Origin of the sequence: Saccharothrix luteola (assembly GCF_020859565.1) — a bacterium.
In the GTDB taxonomy this organism is placed as follows: domain Bacteria; phylum Actinomycetota; class Actinomycetes; order Mycobacteriales; family Pseudonocardiaceae; genus Actinosynnema; species Actinosynnema luteola.
Genome location: NZ_JAJHUO010000001.1, coordinates 185,904 through 203,137 on the forward strand (window position 1 = coordinate 185,904; position 17,234 = coordinate 203,137).

Sequence of the window (17,234 nt, forward strand, 5' to 3'; positions counted from 1 at the left end):
GCGTTACCGGTGTTGCCTGGCCCTGCCCCGCGCCCGCAGCGCCTCCTGCCGTGCCCTGCCGCGTTCGGCGGTGTCCGGCGCGGTCGCCTCGGCCGCGCCCGTGAGGTGTTCGGCCATCGCCCGCACGGTCGGGTGGCGGAACAGGTCGATCACGCTGATGTGCCGGCCGAACTCGACCCGCAACCCCTCGCACAGCCGCACGAGCAGCAACGAGTTGCCGCCCGCGTCGAAGAAGTTCTCCCGCGCGCCGACCGTGCGGCCGAGGACGGAGGTCCACGCGCGGGTGACGGTCTGCTCGGCGTCGGTGAGCGGCAGTTCCTCGCCGTCCCGGTCCGGTGTCTCCGCCAACAGCCGCAGGATGCCGTCCCGGTCAGGTCGGCCGTCGGGGAGCACGGGCAGGGTGTCGACGGCCTGCACGCGTGCCGGGACCGTGTAGTGCGGGAGCCGTTCGGCCAGCCAGTCGCGCAGGCCGGTCGCGGACATCCCCTGCCGCACGACGGCCACCGCGTTCTCGCCGTCGAGCGCGCACGCCCGCCGCACGGCCGGGTGGGTGAGCAGGGTCGACTCGACCACGCCCAGGTCGACCCGGCCGGCCCGCCGGAGCACGTGCACCGTGCCGTCCGGGTCGAGGCGGGCGAGGTCGCCGGTGGCGAAGACCCGGACGTCCGGGTCTGACGGGTCGGCTCCGAACGGGTCGGGTCGGAACCGGGCGGCGGTCTCGTCGGGGTCGTCGAGGTAGCCGTCCGCGAGGCCGTGTCCGCCGAGGTGCAGCTCGCCGACCACGCCGGGCGGGAGCGGGCGGGACCGGTCGTCCAGCACGTACGCCCGCACGCCGGGCAGCGGTCGGCCGTTCACGAGCGCCACCGACGTCTCGGCGGTGGCGTACAGGTCGACGAACTCGCGGTCCGGCAGGGCCACGCGCAGTGACGCCGGCGGTTCCGCGCCGGTCGTGACGATCGTGCGCACGGCGTCCGGCAGCCCTCCGGCGACGTGCAGTTCGGCGATCGCCGCCGGGGTGTCGAACAGCGCCGTGCCGGACCCGAGCGTGCCACCGTTGACCAGCGGCGCCAAGACCTCGACCATCGTCGCCGCCCCGGCGAACGACCCGGACATCGACCACGACGTGACGTGGTCCCAGCGCAGGGAGTTCGCGAACGCCCGGTGTCCGACGACGACCGCACGGGGATCGTCGCCGGCGGTGTGCAGCACGAATGCCGGGTCGGCGGGTGTCACGGCGGCCGTGACCTCACGGGCGGGCCACTGCTCCAGCCGCAGCACGGGCGTCGGCGACGACGCGAACAACGGCTCGGCCCGTTCATCGGCCAGCACGACCGCCAGGCCGTACTCCTCCGCCATGGCCCGCAACAGGTACCCGGGCTGCGCGGGGTCGAGCGGCACGCACACCCCGCCCGCCGTCAACACCCCGAGCACGGCGGCGGGCAGCGCGGCCGACTTGGCCACGCACACCCCGACCCGGGGCCGCGCGCCGAACCCGGCCAGCCGCCCGGCGACACCGGCCACGACCTCGGCCAGCTCGCGGTAGGTCCACCGCCGGTCGGCGTCGACCGCGAGCGCGTCCGGCCGTTGCGCGACCTGCCGCGCGAACAGCTCGTGCACGCACCGCTCCACCGGCCCGGCCAGGCTCGCGCGCTGGTCGACGCCGGCCGTCCGCAGCTCCGACACCCGGAGGTCGGGGTTCTCCCCCACGTGCCGGAGCACGACCTCCAGCCGCTCCAGCATCGAGTCCACGACGGCCTCGTCGAACAGGTCCCGCCGGTAGTCGAACACCGCCTCCAGGCCCCGCGCGGTCTCGAGCAGCCCGATGCTCAGCTCGACCTTCATGCTGTCCAGCCCCATGGCCCGCCGGGTGAACGTCGTCGCGCCGACGACCCGCGGCGCGGCCTCCACGTCGTGGCTGAACATCACCTGGAACAGCGGGTGGTAGCTGGGGTCGCGCACCACGGCGAGCTTCGCCAGCACGTCCTCCAGCGGCAGGTCCGGGTGCTCGTGCGCGTCCAGCACGTCGTTGCGCACGCGGCGCAGCACCTCGGTGAACGTCGGGTCGTCGCCGAGTTCGGTGCGCAGCACCACCGGCTTGACCAGGTACCCGATCAGCGCCGCGTGCGCCGAGCTGTCCCGCCCGGACAGCGCCATGCCCATCAGCACGTCGTCGTTGCCGTAGTGGGCCAGCACGACGTCGCAGGCGGCCTTGAGCGCCATGTACGTCGTCGCCCGCCCGCGCCGCGCGACCTGCCGCACGCGGTCCAGCACGTCGGCCGGGATCAGCCGGGTGCGGCCGGCCGACCGGTGGTCGGTGGTCATCGGGCGCGGCCCGGTGGTGGGCAGGTCGATCACGTCCCGGGCGCCTGCCAGCCGGCGGGTCCAGTAGTCGCGGTCGTCGCCCGCGGGCGGCAGGTCGCCGAACCGCACGGGCAGGTCCGGCAGCGCCTCGCCGCCGTACAGCGCGACCAGCTCGGCCGTGAACACGTCCAGGGACAGGCCGTCGATGGCGATGTGGTGCACGTTGACCACGAGCCGGTGCCGGTCCGGTCCCAGCCGCAGCAGCAGGACCCGGAACGGCGGCCCGGCGGCCAGGTCGAACGGCTCCTGCCCGAACCGGTGCCCGGCCTCCTCGTCGCCGTCCACCGCGGACAGCTCGATCGGCACGACCGGTTCGACCACGTGCGCGCCGTCCTCGACGCGGGAGCGCAGCGGCTCGTGCCGCGCGACGATCGTGGTCAGGCACCGGCCGAGCAGGTCGACGTCGAGCGGGCCGTCGACGTCGACCGCGAACGGGTGGTTGAAGAACGGGTCGCCGGGCCGGATGCGCGACAGCGTCCACAGCCGCTGCGCGGCGGGTGAGAGGGGGAACCGGTCAGAGCCCACTGGTCGCCTCCACGCGGGTCGCTCGGCGGACGGGGATCGCGAACACCAGGGAGCACACCAGCAACGCCAGGCCCGCGTAGACGATGGAGTCGGCGATGCCGGGCCACGACGCGGTGATTCCGCCCAGGGCCACCCCGACGACCATGCTGGTGGTCATCACCGAGTTGAGCAGCCCGACGCCGCGACCGCGCAGCACCTCGGGCAGGTCGCGCAGCACGGTGTTCGCGATCGGCACCTGGAACAGGCTGGACCCGAGCCCGGCGATCAGGCACCAGACGACCACCGACGCGAACCCGAGCTGCCCGCGCAGCCACTCCGTCGGCGCGAGCGCCGCCAGCGACAGCCCGAACAACGCCACGGTGACCAGCAGCAGCCCGCGCACCGGGTACTTGCGGACCATCACCGGTCCCAGCAGCGCGCCGAGCACGGCCCCGCCGCCGAACACGGCGTGCGCGAGCCCGTACTCGCCGGGCGGCAGGCCGAACACGGTCAGCAGCTGGGCGTTGAAGTTGGTGGTGAACAGGCCGAGCACGACCATCATGGGCACCAGGAACGCGAACAGGAACCGCAGCGTCGGCACCCGCAGCACCTCGCGCAGCCCTTCGCGCAGCGCCGCCCAGTACTTCTGCGGCGGCCCCGTCGAGACGGGCACCTTCTTCAGCACGCCCATGCTGCCCAGCAGGACCGCCGAGACCGCGAACGTGGCCGCGTTGATCACCAGCACGGCGGGCACGCTGCCCAGCGCGATCAGCAGGCCGCCCAGCGCCGGGCCGACCAGGTTCAGGGTGTGGTTGGTGCTCTGGAACAGCGCCACCGCGGACGGGATGCTGTGGTTGCCCACGATCGCCGGGATGGCCGCGATCCGCGCGGTCTCGAAGAACGTCTTGCCCAGGCCTTCCAGGAAGATCAGCGCGAGCAGCAGCCAGGACGAGCCCAGCGCCGGGATCATGGCCAGCACGATCACCACCCGGGCCAGGTCGGACCCGACCAGCAGCACCCGCTTGGGCAGCCGGTCGGTGAGCGGACCGGCGAACACGCCCAGCACGCCGGTCGGCAGCAGCTGCGCGATGATCACCAGCGCGATCAGCGCGGCGGGCGCGTCGCTGAGCGTCGCGGCCACGTAGATCAGCGTGATCCGGGCCATCGCGTCACCGAGGAACGACGCCACCACCGCGAACCAGTAGCGGATGTAGGTGCTGTCCTTGAGCAGTTCAAGCATCCGGCGTCACCTCGTGCAGCAGGGCCGTCAACGACTCCACCAGCGGCGGCCGCATCACGGTGTAGTGGTTCCCGGGGGCCTCGCGCACGTCCAGGTCCGGTGCCAGGGAGTGCCAGGTCCGGAACGGCTCGCGCGACTCGTCGGCTGCGTGGATCAGCGTCACCTTGCCGCGCAGCGGTTCAGGCCGGTAGGCCCACAGCAGCCGCAGGTTCGCCACCCACAGCTCCAGCACGGCCCGGATCTGCTCGCGGCCCGCGTCCGGCGGCAGGTAGTCGGCCGCGCGGGCGATCGCGAGCAGGTGGTCCAGGTGCTCCTCGTCGGTCATCGCCCGCAGGTCGTCGAGCGTGCGGCGGCCGTCGAGGTAGTCCCACTGGAGGTTGGCCGCCACGGCTTCGACGATCTGCGCCCGGTCGGGCTCGGGGCCGTCCTCCAGGGCTGGCGGGTGCGACTCGATCAGCACGACCGACACCTCCTCGCCCTGTTCCTCCAGCGCCCGGCCGATCTCGTAGGCGTTCGCGCCGCCGTAGCACCAGCCGGCCAGCGTGTACGGCCCGCTGGGCTGCACCTCGCGGACCAGCTCGGCGTAGGCGCGGGCACGTTCCTCGAAGGTGGCGAAAGGCGAGCGCCCGTCCACCGGCGGCGGTGACGCCAGCGCGTACAGCGGCCGGTCGGCCGGCTCCAGCAGCTTGGCGAACGGCATGTAGCAGACGACCTCGCTGCCCGCCGGGTGCGCGAAGAACAGCGGCGGCACCCCGGCTCGGCCGGCCCGCAGCTCGATCAGGTGCGCGCGATGGTCCTCGTGGTAGCCCTCGCGCAGCATCCGCGCGAACCGCTCCACGGTCGCGCCCTGGAAGATCGCGGCCATCGGCAGGACCTGCCCGAACCGGCGCTCGATCTCCGCGATCAGCCGCAGCACCAGCAGCGAGTGGCCGCCCAGGTCGAAGAACCGGTCGTGCAGGCCGATCGGGCCGGTGCCCAGCACCTCCTCCCAGACCCGCGCCACCTCCAGCTCCACCGGGTCGCGCGGGGCCACGTAGTCCTCGCCCCGTTCGGCGGAGGGCACGGGCAGCGCGCGCCGGTCCACCTTGCCGCTCGTCGTCAGGGGGAACCGGTCCACCGCGACGACGGCGGACGGCACCATGTAGTCCGGCAGCGACTCGCGCACCAGCGCGCGCAGGTCCTGCGTCCGCAGCTCGGGGTTGCCGGTCTCCACGTACCCGACCAGCCGCCGGTCGCCCGGCCGGTCCTCGCGCACGACGGCGACCGCGCGCCGCACGTCCGGGTGGTCGGCCAGCCGCGCCTCGACCTCGCCCAGCTCGATCCGGTAGCCGCGCAGCTTCACCTGGCCGTCGTCGCGGCCCAGGAACACCAGGCTGCCGTCGGCCCGCTGGCGGACCCGGTCGCCGGTGCGGTACAGCCGGGCGCCGGGCCGGCCGGACAGGTGGTCGGGCACGAACCGCTCGGCCGTGGCCGCCGGCCGGCCGCGGTAGCCGCGGGCCACGCCCGTGCCGCCGATGCACAGTTCGCCCGGCACGCCCACCGGCGCCGGCGCGAACCGCTCGTCCAGCACGTACACCTGCGTGTTGGCCAGCGGTGTGCCGATCGAGATCACGCCGTCCTCCAGCCGCCAGGCGGTGGACCAGATGGTGGTCTCGGTGGGTCCGTAGACGTTCCAGGTGCGTCCGACGGCGAGGTGGTCGGCCAGCGCGCGCGGCAACGCCTCGCCGCCGACGATCGCGCGCAACGCCTCGCCGTGCCGCCACCCGGCCTCCACGAGCAGGTGCCAGGTGGCGGGGGTGGCCTGCACGACCGTCGCGCCGACGTCCGCCAGCAGCGCGGCGAGCGCCCGGCCGTCCTGTCCCTGCTCCTTGGTCACCACGACGCACCGGGCGCCGACCGCCAGCGGTCCGAACAGCTCCAGGCCCGCGATGTCGAACGACACCGACGTGACGGCGGCCAGCACGTCGTCCGCGCCCAACCCGACCTCGTCGGCCATGGCGAGCAGCAGGTTCACCACGCCGCGGTGCGGAACCTCGACGCCCTTGGGCCGCCCGGTGGAGCCGGACGTGTAGATCACGTACGCCAGCCGCTCGCCGTCCGGGTCCGGCGGCCGGTGGTCCGCGGTCCCGGTGGGCAGTTCGGTGAGCACGAGCAACGCGCCCGCGTCCTCGACCATCTCCGCGCGGCGGCGTTCCGGGTGGTCCGGGTCCAGCGGCAGGTAGGCCGCGCCGGACATCAGCACGCCCAGCAGCGCCACCACCAGGTCGCACGACCGGGGCAGGCACACCGCCACCACCGCGTCCGGCCCCGCGCCGCGGTGCTGGAGCAGCCCCGCGACCCGTTCCGCCTCGGCCACCAGCTCCCGGTACGTCAGGCTGCGGTCGCCGCAGGCCAGGGCCACCGCGTCGGGGGTGCGGGCGGCCTGCCGGCGGACCAGCTCGTCGACGGTGAGGTCGGGCTCGCGGTCGACGTCGGTCCGGTTCCACTCCACGAGCTGCCGGCGTGCCTGCTCGGCGTCCACCAGGGACAGCTCGCCGACCGGCCGGCCGGGGTCGGCGACGGCCTGCTCCAGCAACCGGGTCAGCTGCCCGGCCATCCGGACGATGGTCGCCTCGTCGAACAGGTCGGTGTTGTACTCCAGCAGCCCGAGGAACGCGTCACCGCCCAGCGCCTCGTCGTCGAAGAAGCCGAGCGTGACGTCGTCCTTGGCGGTGTGGTTGTCCAGCAGCAGCGATTCCTGGGTCAGGCCGGGCAGCTCGCCGCGCCGCTCGTGGTGGAAGTCCACGAAGATGAACGTGGTCTGGTGGATCGGGCCGCGGCTGGGGTCGCGGTCGACGTCCAGCTCGTCCAGCAGCACGCCGAACGGGATGTCGCCGTGGTCGAACGCGCCGTACATCGCGGCGCGGGCGGAGGCGACCAGCTCGCCGAAGCCCCGGTCCGGCTCGACCCGCACGCGCAGCGGCAGCATGGTGAGGAAGTAGCCGATGAGCTGCTCGGTCTCCGGACGGCTGCGGGTGGAGGAGGTGGTGGCCACGATGATGTCGCGCCGGCCGGTCAGCCGGTGCAGCAGCAGTTGCCAGGCCGCGAGCAGCGCCACGTTGACCGTGACCGACTCGCGGCGGGCGAAGTCGCGGATGGCGGCGGTGAGCTCGCCGGTCAGCCGGAACTGGTGGCGCGCGCCGTTGAACGTCTGCACCGGGGGGCGCGGGCGGTCGGTCGGCAGCTCCAGCACCAGTTCGGCGCCTTCGAGGTGCTTCTTCCAGTACGGCAGGTGGCGCTTGGCCACCTCGTCCTCGATCCACTGCGGCTGCCACTCGGCGTAGTCGCCGTACTGGATGGCCGGTTCGGGCAGCTCCGGCGCGCGTCCGGTGGTGAACGCGGTGTAGTACTCGACCAGCTCGTCGGCGAAGATGCCCAGCGACGCCCGGTCCCACACCAGGTGGTCGATGGTGCCGACCATGAGGTGGTCGCGGTCGTCGAGCCGGTAGAGCGTGACCCGGAACAGCGGCCCGGTGGCGATGTCGAACGGCACCCGGATCTCTTCCTCGGCCAGGCGCAGCATCTCCGGCTCGTCGGCCACGTCGACGTGGCGGATCGGGACGTCCACGGTGTCGTGCACGACGGCGACCGGCCGGTTGTCGGCCAGTTCGTAGGTGGTGCGCAGCGACTCGTGCCGCTGGACGAACGCCGTGATCGACCGCTGCAACGCGGGCGCGTCCAGCTCGCCGCGCAGGCGGGTGGCGAAGAAGATGTTGTACGCCGGGTCGGTCGGGTCGAACTGGTGGATCAGCCAGATCCGTTCCTGGTCCAGCGTGAGGCGGTGGGTCCGGCCCGGCGCACGGCGGGCGATTCCTCGTTGTGGGGCGGGTTCACGGCGCAGCCGCTGGTCGAGCAGCGCGCGCTGCGCCGGGCTGAGCTTGGCCAGCCGGTCCGACAGCTCGGTCACGGTCGGGCTCCTCGGTAGCGGTCCTTCAGCTCGGTCAGCCGCCGCAGCCCGGCCAGCACGGTCTCCGGTTCCAGGCCGAAGTCGACCAGGCACGCGGCCTCGTCCACGCCCAGGTCCACCAGGTCCTCCACCAGTGACTCGCCCTTGTCGGGCGTGCCCAGCAGCGCCAGGCCCTCGAAGTAGCGGTCGAAGGTCGCGGCCAGCATCGCCTCGCGGCCGGCGTCGTCGAGCTCGTTGTACCGGCTGTCGAAGTTGCCCTGCTGCGCCAGGAACGTCCGCAGGTAGTCGATGAGCGGCTCGCGGACCTGCTCACGCACCTCGTCCTCGTCCTCGCCGAGGAACGTGTGCACCATCGCGGTGACCCGGCCGTCGCCGTGCCCGGCCTCCTTCGACGCCTCGCGGTACGTGGTGATCTTGTCCCGCAGGTCGGCGGGCCGTTGGGCGACCAGGCCGGTCAGCACGTTCGCGCCGATCTCACCGGCCCGGACGAACGTGTCGACGCTGCCCTGCGAGGAGATCCACAGCGGCAGCCGGGACTGACGCGGCCGGGGCAGCGTGCGGACCGGCACGCCGTCGATGTCGACGGTCTCGCCGGCCCACAGCCGTCGCACCAGGTCGATCGCCTCGAACATGTCGTCCTTGCGGCTGGCGTACCGGGCTCGGCCGCCGGGTGCGAGCACGAAGTCGTCGGGGTGCCAGCCGGACGCGCACGCGATCGCCACCCGGCCGCCGGACAGGTTGTCCACCACCGACCACTCCTCGGCCAGCCGCACCGGGTGGTGCAGCGGCACGGCGACGCTGCCCGCGCGGATCTGGATGTGCTCGGTGCGCACCGCGATGGCGGCGGCGAGCACGGACGGGTTCGGGTACAGGCCGCCGAAGTCCACGAAGTGCCGTTCCGGCACCCAGATCGCGGAGTAGCCGTTGCGGTCGGCGTACTCGGCGCTGTCCAGCAGCAGCCGGTAGTTGTCCGGCCGCTCGACCGAACCGTCGCCGGAGAAGAAGAACAGGCTGAAGTCCATGGTGCTGGACCCGCGCCGGGTGCGGCGGGGCGGTTTCGGCGTCGGCCGCGCGGTCGGCGCCTTGACGTCCCGTTCCCGCATCGCGCGTGCCAACGCCTCGCGCTGCGTCGGGGTCAACGACGACAGCCGCTCGCGCAGCTGCCGGCGGCGTTCGTCAGACATCGCCCTCGCCCCTCAGCCGCGCCTCGACCTCGTCCGGGGACAGGTTCTCGATCTCCCGCAGGAGCGCGTCGAACTCGTCCAGCCCGATCGACTCCGCCTGGTGCGCCCGGATCGCGGCGGCCAGGCCGGTCACCGTCGGCGCCTCGAAGATCGCGCTCATCGGCAGGTCGCCGTGCAGCCGGCGGAGCCGGGAGACGATCTGGATGGCGAACAGCGAGTTGCCGCCCAGCTCGTAGAAGTCGTCGTCCGGGTCGATCCGGGCCACGCCCAACGTCTCCTGCCAGACCGTCGCCACGCCGCGGGCGACCTCGTCGTCCGGCCACACCTGCGCCGGGTCCCAGTCGGCGTCCGCGCTGCCGCCGCCCAGCGACGCCACGAACGCGGACGCGGTCAGCCCGTCCTTGGCCGCCAACACCTCCTGGAAGTCCACCGCGGACACGATCAGGCGGTGGTGGCCGGCGGCCAGCGCGGCTCGGGCGATCGCGACGCCCTCGGCGGCGGTGATGCCCTCGGTGAGGCGTTGGCGGCGGAACCGCTCGCGCACGTCCGGCAGGTCGGCCATCTGCTGTTCGAGCCAGTCGTCCCAGGCCCACTGCGCCCAGTCGAGGACCAGCCGGCCGCGCGCGGGCGCGAAGGCGTCCAGGAAGGCGGCCGACGCGCAGTTCTCCGCCTGCCCGAAACCGCCCAGGACCCCGGTGGTGGACCCGCACAGCAGCACGAAGTCCACGTCCGGCAGCAGTTCGTCCAGCAGCAACGTGGTCGCCACGTGCGCGGACAGCACTTCTTCGGCCTGCTCGCGGGTCTTCAGGGCGATGAGTCCCGCGCCTCTGGTGTCGGCCGCGTGCACGACACCGCGCACGTCGTGCTGCCGGGCCACGTCGGCGAGGTGTTCGGGCTCGGCGGTGACGACCTTCGCGCCGGCCTTCGTCATGTCCTCGACGAACGCCCGGCCGAGCTCGCCGTCCGCGCCCGTCACCAGGTAGGTCGCGCCTTCCTGCCACGGCTGGGCGTCCGGCAGCTCGACCGGGGCGTAGGACCGGGTCCAGCGTCGGCCGTCGCGGTAGGCGACCTGGTCCTCGCGGAGGTCGGCGGACAGCTCGGCGAGCAGGTGGTCGACCAGTCGTCGTCGGTCCTGATCGTCCCGGGGCAGCGTCACGTCCACGCAGTGGCACGACACGTGCGCGTACTCCTGCGCGATCACGGTCGCCGCGCCGAGCACGGTCGCGCGCTCCGGGAGGATCACCGGGCCGATGTCCTGGAGGTCGTTGGTGAGCACGTCGATCCGGACCGGGTCCGAGCCGAGGCCGCGCACGACGTCCAGCAGGCTGTGGAAGCCGTCGTCCTGGCTGGTGCGGTACCGCGTCGCCGCGTCGGCGTCGTGGGGCGCGCGGACGCTGCGCGCGTGCACCACGCGGTCCGGCCGCACGTCCGGCACCTCGCCGCCCGGCGGCACCACGGTCACCTCGCCCGGCAACTCCGCGGCGAGCGCGTCCGCCACACCGAGGTCGTCCGCCAGCACGAGCCACACGGCGGGTTCGAGCGGCGCGCGCTTCGGCGGCGACGGCAGCCACACGGGGGCCGACGCCCACTGCGCCGGCGCCCGGCGGTTCGCCTTCCCGACCGGGGTGACCAGGTGTTCACGCCGTTCGAAGGGGTAGGTGGGCAGCGGGACGCGCAACCGGCGCTCGCCCGCGTGCAGGGCCGCCCAGTCCACCCGGCCGCCGTGCTCCCAGACCGACGCGACGGCCTCCAGCGCCGTCCGCGCTTCCGGTTCGCCGCGTCGCAGCGTGACCGCCGTGGCGGGGCGCGCCGGGTTGGCCCGCGCCAGTCCGCTGAGGACGACGCCCGGCCCGACCTCGACCAGCATCGCGTCACCGCGCGCCAGGACCGCGTTCAGACCGTCCGCGAACCGCACCGGTTGCCGGGTGTGCGACACCCAGTACTCCGGGTCGACGGCCTGCTCGTCGGTGATCCAGGTGCCGGTCACGTTCGACGCGAACGGCAGCCGCGGCGCGGCCAGGGCGGCGCTGCGCAGCGCCTTCCCCAGCTCCGGCAGGACGGGGTCGACCATGGCGGTGTGGAAGGCGTGCGACGTCGGCACGTCCTTGACCACCAGACCTCTGCCGGTCAGCAGCTCGCGCGCCTCGGCGATGGCGTCCTCGGTGCCCGCGACCACGCACGAGCCCGGCGCGTTCACCGTCGCGACGCTCACCAGACCGGCCAGCTCGGCGTCGGCGGAGGCCTCGTCCAGCGGCACGGCCAGCATCCGGCCGGGCGGCAGGTCCTGCATCAGCACCGCCCGCGTCGCCACCACGCGCAGCGCGTCCGGCAGGTCGAACACCCCGGCCAGGCACGCGGCGACCAGCTCGCCCAGGCTGTGCCCGATCAGGGCGTCCGGCCGCACGCCCCACGACTCCAGCAGCCTGGCCATCGCGTAGTCGACGCTGAACACCGTGGGCTGCGTGTGCAGGGTGGACCGCAGGTCGTCTCCGCGGAACGCGACCTCGCGCACGTCCCAGCCCAGGTGCGGGCGCAGCAGCTCGGCGCACTCGTCCATCGCGTCGCGGAACACCGGCTCGTCCCGGTAGAGCTCCTCGCCCATGCCGGTGTGCTGGCTGCCCTGACCGGGCAGCAGGAACACGACGGCGGGTTCGCCGGCCTCGGTCCGGAGCGGGCGGGTCAGCGCGCGGACGGCGGCGGCCCGGTCGTCCACGACCACCGCACGCCGATGGGCGAACGGCACGCGTCCGACTTGGAGCGTGTACGCGGCGTCGGCCAGGTCGACGTCACCGGCCAGGTGGTCCGCCAGCCGCCGGGACGCCGCGTCCAGGGCCGTCGTGGTGCGCGCGGAGACCGGCAGCACCTGCCACCGCCGCCGCGGCGGGTCGGCACGCGGCGGGGGTGCGGCCTGCACCACCACGTGCGCGTTCGTGCCCCCGATGCCGAACGAGCTGATCCCGGCGCGCGGCGGGTGCGCGGCGTCGGGCCACGGCGCGGGCTCGGCGTTGACCCGGAACGGCATCGCGCCGAGTTCGGGGTTCGGCCGGGTGAAGTGCGCGGTGGGCGGCACGACCCGGCGTTCCACGGCCAGCGCGACCTTGATCAGCCCGGTGATGCCCGCCGCCGCGTCGAGGTGGCCCACGTTGCCCTTGACCGAGCCGAGCAGGCCCGGTTCCGCCCGGGAGCCGAACACCTCGGCCAGCGCGCGGGCCTCGATCGGGTCGCCCAGCGGGGTCGCGGTGCCGTGCGCCTCGACGTACTGGACGGTGTCGGGGTCGACGCCCGCCACGGCCAGCGCCTCGCTGATCGCGGCGGCCTGCCCGGCCGTGGACGGCGCGGTGAAGCCGATCTTGTCCGAACCGTCGTTGTTCACCGCGGAGCCGAGCACCACCGCGTGGACGTGGTCGCCGTCGCGCACCGCGTCGGCCAGCCGCTTGAGCACCACCACGCCGACGCCGTCACCGGACGCGGTGCCGGTGGCGTCCGCGTCGAACGGGCGGCAGCGGCCGTCCGCGGAGTGGATGCCGCCCTCCTCGTGCAGGTGGCCACGCGGCCCGAGCAGCCGGATCGCCGCGCCGCCCGCCAGCGCGAGGTCGCATTCCAGCGTCAGCAGGCTCTGGCACGCCAGGTGCAGCGCGACCAGCGACGATGAGCACGCGGTCTGCACGGTCATGCTCGGTCCGGACAGGTCGAGCTTGTAGGACACCCTGGTCGCGGCCATGCTCGGGTCGTTGCCGATCCGGACCTGCATCGGGTGCGCGAAGCCCTCGTCCGCCAAGCGTTCCGCGAGGTACGTGGCGGCCGAGATGCCCGCGAAGACGCCGGTGCGGTCGGCAGGCGACGGGTGTCCGGCCCGTTCCAGCGCCTCCCAGGCGCACTCCAGCAGCAGCCGCTGCTGCGGGTCGGTGAGATCTGCCTCGGTCCGGGTGAGACCGAAGAACTCCGCGTCGAACAGGCCGAAGTCGGCCAGCGTGTGCGCGCTGTGCACGTAGGCCGGGTCGTCGACCAGGTCCCGGGGCACGCCGGCGGCGAGCAGTTCCTCGGCGGTGTAGTGGCTGACCCCGTCCGTGCCCGCCATCAGCATCGACCAGAACCGGTCGAGGTCGGGCGCGCCGGGGAAGCGCCCGCTCATCCCGATGACCGCGACGCCTTCGAGTTCGTCGTTCATGACCTGCGCTCCAGTGCCTTGGCGCACAACCGGATCGTCGGCTCGTCGAGCAGCAGCCGCAGCGACGCGTCCACCCCGAGCCGTTCCCGCATGGTCGCGGCGACCTGGGTGGCCAGCAGCGATTGGCCGCCCAGGTCGAAGAAGTCGTCGTCCAGGCCGATCTCGTCCACCCAGAGCGCCTCGGCCCAGATGGCCGCGATCGCCCGCTCCAGCGGTGTGCCGGGCGCGGCGAACGGCTCGGCCAGGTCGGGGCGCGCGTTGTCCGGGTCGGGCAGCGCCTGCCGGTCTACCTTCCCGTTGGGCGTCAACGGGAACGCGTCCAGCCGCACGAACGCGGCGGGCACCATGTACTCGGGCAGCGTGCGCTTGAGGTGGTCGCGCAGGTCCGGCGCGGTCTCGCCGACCCAGTAGGCGATCAGCCGCCGGTCGCCGGACGGGTCGGGCGCGGCGGTGACCACCACGTCGCGCACGCCGGTGTGGCCGCGCAGCGCGGCTTCCACCTCGCCGAGTTCGATCCGGTGACCCCGGATCTTGACCTGGTGGTCGAGCCGTCCGGTGTACCGCAGGTCGTCGCCGACCGCCCGGGCGGTGTCGCCGGAGCGGTAGACCCTCATGCCGGGCCTGTCCGGGTCGGGGAGGTAGCGTTCGGCGGTGAGCGCGGGCCGGCCGAGGTAACCACGCGTGACGCCGGTGCCTCCGACGTGGATCTCGTGGTCCACCAGGGTGATCGACTGGCCGGGCAGCGCGCCGCCGATCATGCTGCCGGGCGCGGTGCCCAGGTCCGCGGCGGTGACCACCCGGAACGTCGAGTGCACGGTCGTCTCGGTGATGCCGTACATGTTGACCAGCAACGGGTTCCGGTCGCCGTGCCGGTCGAACCACGGGCGCAGCGACTCGAACTTCAGCTCCTCGCCCGCGAACACCACGACCCGCAGGCTCAGGCCCGTGGTGTCGAGGTCGACCAGTTGGCCGAACGCCGACGGTGTCTGGTTGAGCACGGTGACCTCGTGCTCCCGCAACAGGTCCCGGAACTCCTCGGGCGACCGCTTGACCCGGTCCGGGACGACGACCAGCGTGCCGCCGTGCAGGAGAGCGCCCCACATCTCCCAGACCGAGACGTCGAACGCGGCCGAGGCGAACATCGTCCAGACGTCCCGCGGCCCGAACTCGAACAGGTCGCGGGTGGCGGTGAGCAGGCCGATCACGTTGCGGTGCTCGACCATGACGCCCTTCGGCCGGCCGGTGGAACCGCTGGTGTACATGATGTAGGCCAGGTTGTCCGGCCCGAGGCCGTCGACGGCGGGCGGTGTGTCCGGCCCGTCGTGCACGTCGGGGTCCACCGCGTGCTCGGCGCGCAGGTCCACCGAGCCGTCGCCGACCAGCACGGTCGCGCCCGCGTCGGCGATCATCGCGGCGAGTCGGTCGGCCGGGTGCGCGGGGTCGAGCGGCAGGTAGCAGCCGCCCGCCTTGAGGGTCGCGAGCAGGGCCGTCACCAGGTGGGTCGAGCGCCGCACGCACACCGCGACCGGCGTTTCCGGCCCCACGCCGAGCCCGCGCAGGCGGTGGGCCAGCCGGTTGGCCCGCAGGTCCAGGTCGCGGTAGGTCAGCCGGTCCGTCCCCGAGACCACGGCGATGTCGTCGCCACGCGGTCCCACCTGCCGCTCGAACCACCGGTGGATGCAGTCGCTGTCGCCGGACAAGGTGCGTCCTTTCTGCGCCGGGCCGTCGTCGACGCACGGGAAAGGTCGGCCGGACTCCGGGCACGGGCCCGCCGCCCGCGCCCCGCCCACACCGGGAAATTCATGCGTGCGCGCGAAATCGAATCCCAGGAACGCGCACTGAACAATTCTCACAACCGGCGCGGAGCAGCCGGGACAAACACCGTGTCCGCGTTACCCCGCCATCCGTGCTAGCCGTTCATCCGGGCCACCACGCCCGCCGGGCGCAGGTCGGTCCACACCTGGTCGATGTGGGCCAGGCACTCGTCCTTCGGTCCGGTCCAGCCGACATCGGCCCAACCGACCGGAACATCCTGGTCCGCGGGCCAGATCGAGTACTGCCCGGCGTCGTTGCGCACGACGCGATACCCGTGCTCCCCCATTTCGCCCCCTTCGCGGCCGCTTACCGGATCGCCCCGGTCGAGTTCCCGCTCGACGCGGCCGGGTGATGTGCCGCGCCTCCGGAGAGTGCACCACCGCACAGTCGGAGTCAACCCGTCGGCGGAGGTCGAACGGATGAGGAAGATATTCCAGGTGAGTGCGAATGGTGCCGCAAAAGAGGGCTCACCGATCTCGACCTCCGACTGGCACGCGACGGGCGATCCGGCCTGGCCGGCACTTGTCGCCCGGTGCCGTGGTGGGCGCCGCGGACGAGGCGGAACACCTGACCGGATTGGCGGATCCACGCCCATCGCCGAGTTCGACACGATCGGCGACCCGATCACCGACAGCTTCTCCGACCAAAGCCCGGAAGTGCGGGAGGACGACAGAACGCAATCTCGGCGGAACCGATCGGCATCGCCCGCGAGACTTCGGAGTATCAGACGTCGACCACCAGGACCGACACACCACACTGGGCCATCACACCAGGGCTGCGGGTTTTCCAGAAATGGCATTCGGCGATAGACAACGCCGGGTGACCACGCCACACCGAGGCGGGTGCCTGGGTCGCTTCGGGCCGAGTGGCCTTCGACTTCGGTGTCACTGCTCGTCCGTACAGGTCCGGGTATGGGTGGAAGGCAGGCAGTGGCGCCATTCGACGGGGTTGGGATCCCGACCCGCCGCAGCGCGGAGGTGAGTGATCGCGTGCGCCGGATCGACGTCCCGAAGGATCGAAGTCTGATCTGGACCAGCCGTAGCGAGTTGATCTCCGCTCGTGGCACAGTCAGGTGAGACGCGGGTACAGCCGGCGTAGGCGCTGGACGATCTCGGGATCGGCGACGGCGCAGGGAGTGGCCTCGTAGATGATGACGCCGTAGGCAGCCCCGTAGGTGGCGGTGAGGGTGTCCACCACCAGACGGGCGCCGGGCGCGGGGTCGTGCTCGGGAGACCAGTCGGCCGGCAGCGATCAGGCAGGCCGACCAGCGGCGGGCAACCGTGATCACGCTGTCGGCGACGTCGTCGGGGGGCGAACCCGATCACGTCCAGCGGCGCGGTCCGCGCTGGACCCGCTCGTCCTCGGCCGGCATCCCGAGAGCAAGGGCGGCTCGAAACCCGACAGCTCCTCCGGCAGAGGCGGACGGCCGGACACCGTCGCCGGTGGAGTCGTCGCTCGAACCGGAGCGGTGTCCGACCGTCGAAGTGGTCAGTAGACCCGGACGCAGGGACCTTGCCCGGTCGCGGGCTCGTGCACCATGGCCCTGCGGGTGTTGGGACCGTACTCGCCGTCGGCGGGGGTGCCCGCCTTCCTCTGGGTGCGGATGAGCGCGGACCTGGTCGCGGGACCGAAGTCACCGTCGAGGGCGATGTTCTCGCCGTAGCAGTAGCGCATGCTGAACTGGAGCTGGTAGACGCCGGAGCCGTAGTTCCCCTGGACCAGGTGGCAGTTCACGTTGTTGGAGGTCGTGTTGTACGGGACCGCGGCCGTCATGAACTCGGTCAGGCTGTCGCAGACCGGAGTCGCGGCACTCGCGGTGCCCGCTCCGTTCACGGTGAGGCAGCAGCCGACGAACAAGGCCGCGCCGATGACGTTCCTCAACGATCTCATGGGACTCCTCATGGAATGCTGTCGAGCCGGTTTCACCCGAACGTGGTCGAACCGTGCGATCAGAACAGGGCGGCGGGTTGTTCAGTAGTGGCGTTCGGCGATAAACAACCCACGCGGACGCCGGGT

9 protein-coding genes are annotated in these 17,234 nt (G+C 73.0%); all 9 read right to left on the bottom strand.

Annotated elements, in window-relative coordinates:
- Window positions 1-3 precede the first annotated feature (3 nt).
- On the bottom strand, window positions 4-2,886 hold the full coding sequence (locus tag LNK82_RS00740; RefSeq protein WP_230564910.1) for a non-ribosomal peptide synthetase: 2,883 nt from the start codon (window positions 2,884-2,886) through the stop codon (window positions 4-6).
- Entirely contained in the window at window positions 2,876-4,105 is a 1,230-nt protein-coding gene (locus LNK82_RS00745; RefSeq protein ID WP_230564911.1) for an MFS transporter, read from the bottom strand. Before LNK82_RS00745 ends, LNK82_RS00740 begins: the two co-directional genes overlap by 11 nt.
- A complete protein-coding gene (locus LNK82_RS00750; protein WP_230564912.1) occupies window positions 4,098-8,051 on the bottom strand; it encodes a non-ribosomal peptide synthetase in 3,954 nt (1,317 codons plus the stop codon). Before LNK82_RS00750 ends, LNK82_RS00745 begins: the two co-directional genes overlap by 8 nt.
- Entirely contained in the window at window positions 8,048-9,235 is a 1,188-nt protein-coding gene (locus LNK82_RS00755; RefSeq protein WP_230564913.1) for a MupA/Atu3671 family FMN-dependent luciferase-like monooxygenase, read from the bottom strand. The genes LNK82_RS00750 and LNK82_RS00755 overlap by 4 nt, the downstream gene beginning before the upstream one ends.
- Window positions 9,228-13,403 carry a type I polyketide synthase gene (locus LNK82_RS00760; protein WP_230564914.1) on the bottom strand — a complete coding sequence of 1,392 codons (4,176 nt, stop codon included), beginning with the start codon at window positions 13,401-13,403 and terminating at the stop codon, window positions 9,228-9,230. Before LNK82_RS00760 ends, LNK82_RS00755 begins: the two co-directional genes overlap by 8 nt.
- Window positions 13,400-15,103 carry an amino acid adenylation domain-containing protein gene (locus tag LNK82_RS00765; RefSeq protein ID WP_230564915.1) on the bottom strand — a complete coding sequence of 568 codons (1,704 nt, stop codon included), beginning with the start codon at window positions 15,101-15,103 and terminating at the stop codon, window positions 13,400-13,402. Before LNK82_RS00765 ends, LNK82_RS00760 begins: the two co-directional genes overlap by 4 nt.
- A 209-nt stretch (window positions 15,104-15,312) precedes the next feature.
- A complete protein-coding gene (locus tag LNK82_RS00770) occupies window positions 15,313-15,504 on the bottom strand; it encodes an MbtH family protein (RefSeq protein WP_230564916.1) in 192 nt (63 codons plus the stop codon).
- 782 nt (window positions 15,505-16,286) lie between these two features.
- Window positions 16,287-16,412, bottom strand: coding sequence for a hypothetical protein (locus tag LNK82_RS46465; RefSeq protein WP_268995573.1), 126 nt, complete (start codon window positions 16,410-16,412; stop codon window positions 16,287-16,289).
- Window positions 16,413-16,706: 294 nt separating this feature from the next.
- Window positions 16,707-17,108, bottom strand: a complete 402-nt coding sequence (locus LNK82_RS00775) for a peptidoglycan-binding domain-containing protein (RefSeq protein ID WP_230564917.1) — start codon at window positions 17,106-17,108, stop codon at window positions 16,707-16,709.
- Between the last annotated feature and the right edge of the window lie 126 nt (window positions 17,109-17,234).

What these genes read in the sequence shown, in the direction of transcription:
- LNK82_RS00745 (WP_230564911.1), bottom strand. Translation starts at nt 4,105, where the DNA reads ATGCTTGAACTGCTCAAGGACAGCACCTACATCCGCTACTGGTTCGCG.
- LNK82_RS00775 (WP_230564917.1), bottom strand. Translation starts at nt 17,108, where the DNA reads ATGAGATCGTTGAGGAACGTCATCGGCGCGGCCTTGTTCGTCGGCTGC.
- LNK82_RS00755 (WP_230564913.1), bottom strand. Translation starts at nt 9,235, where the DNA reads ATGTCTGACGAACGCCGCCGGCAGCTGCGCGAGCGGCTGTCGTCGTTG.
- LNK82_RS00770 (WP_230564916.1), bottom strand. Translation starts at nt 15,504, where the DNA reads ATGGGGGAGCACGGGTATCGCGTCGTGCGCAACGACGCCGGGCAGTAC.
- LNK82_RS00760 (WP_230564914.1), bottom strand. Translation starts at nt 13,403, where the DNA reads ATGAACGACGAACTCGAAGGCGTCGCGGTCATCGGGATGAGCGGGCGC.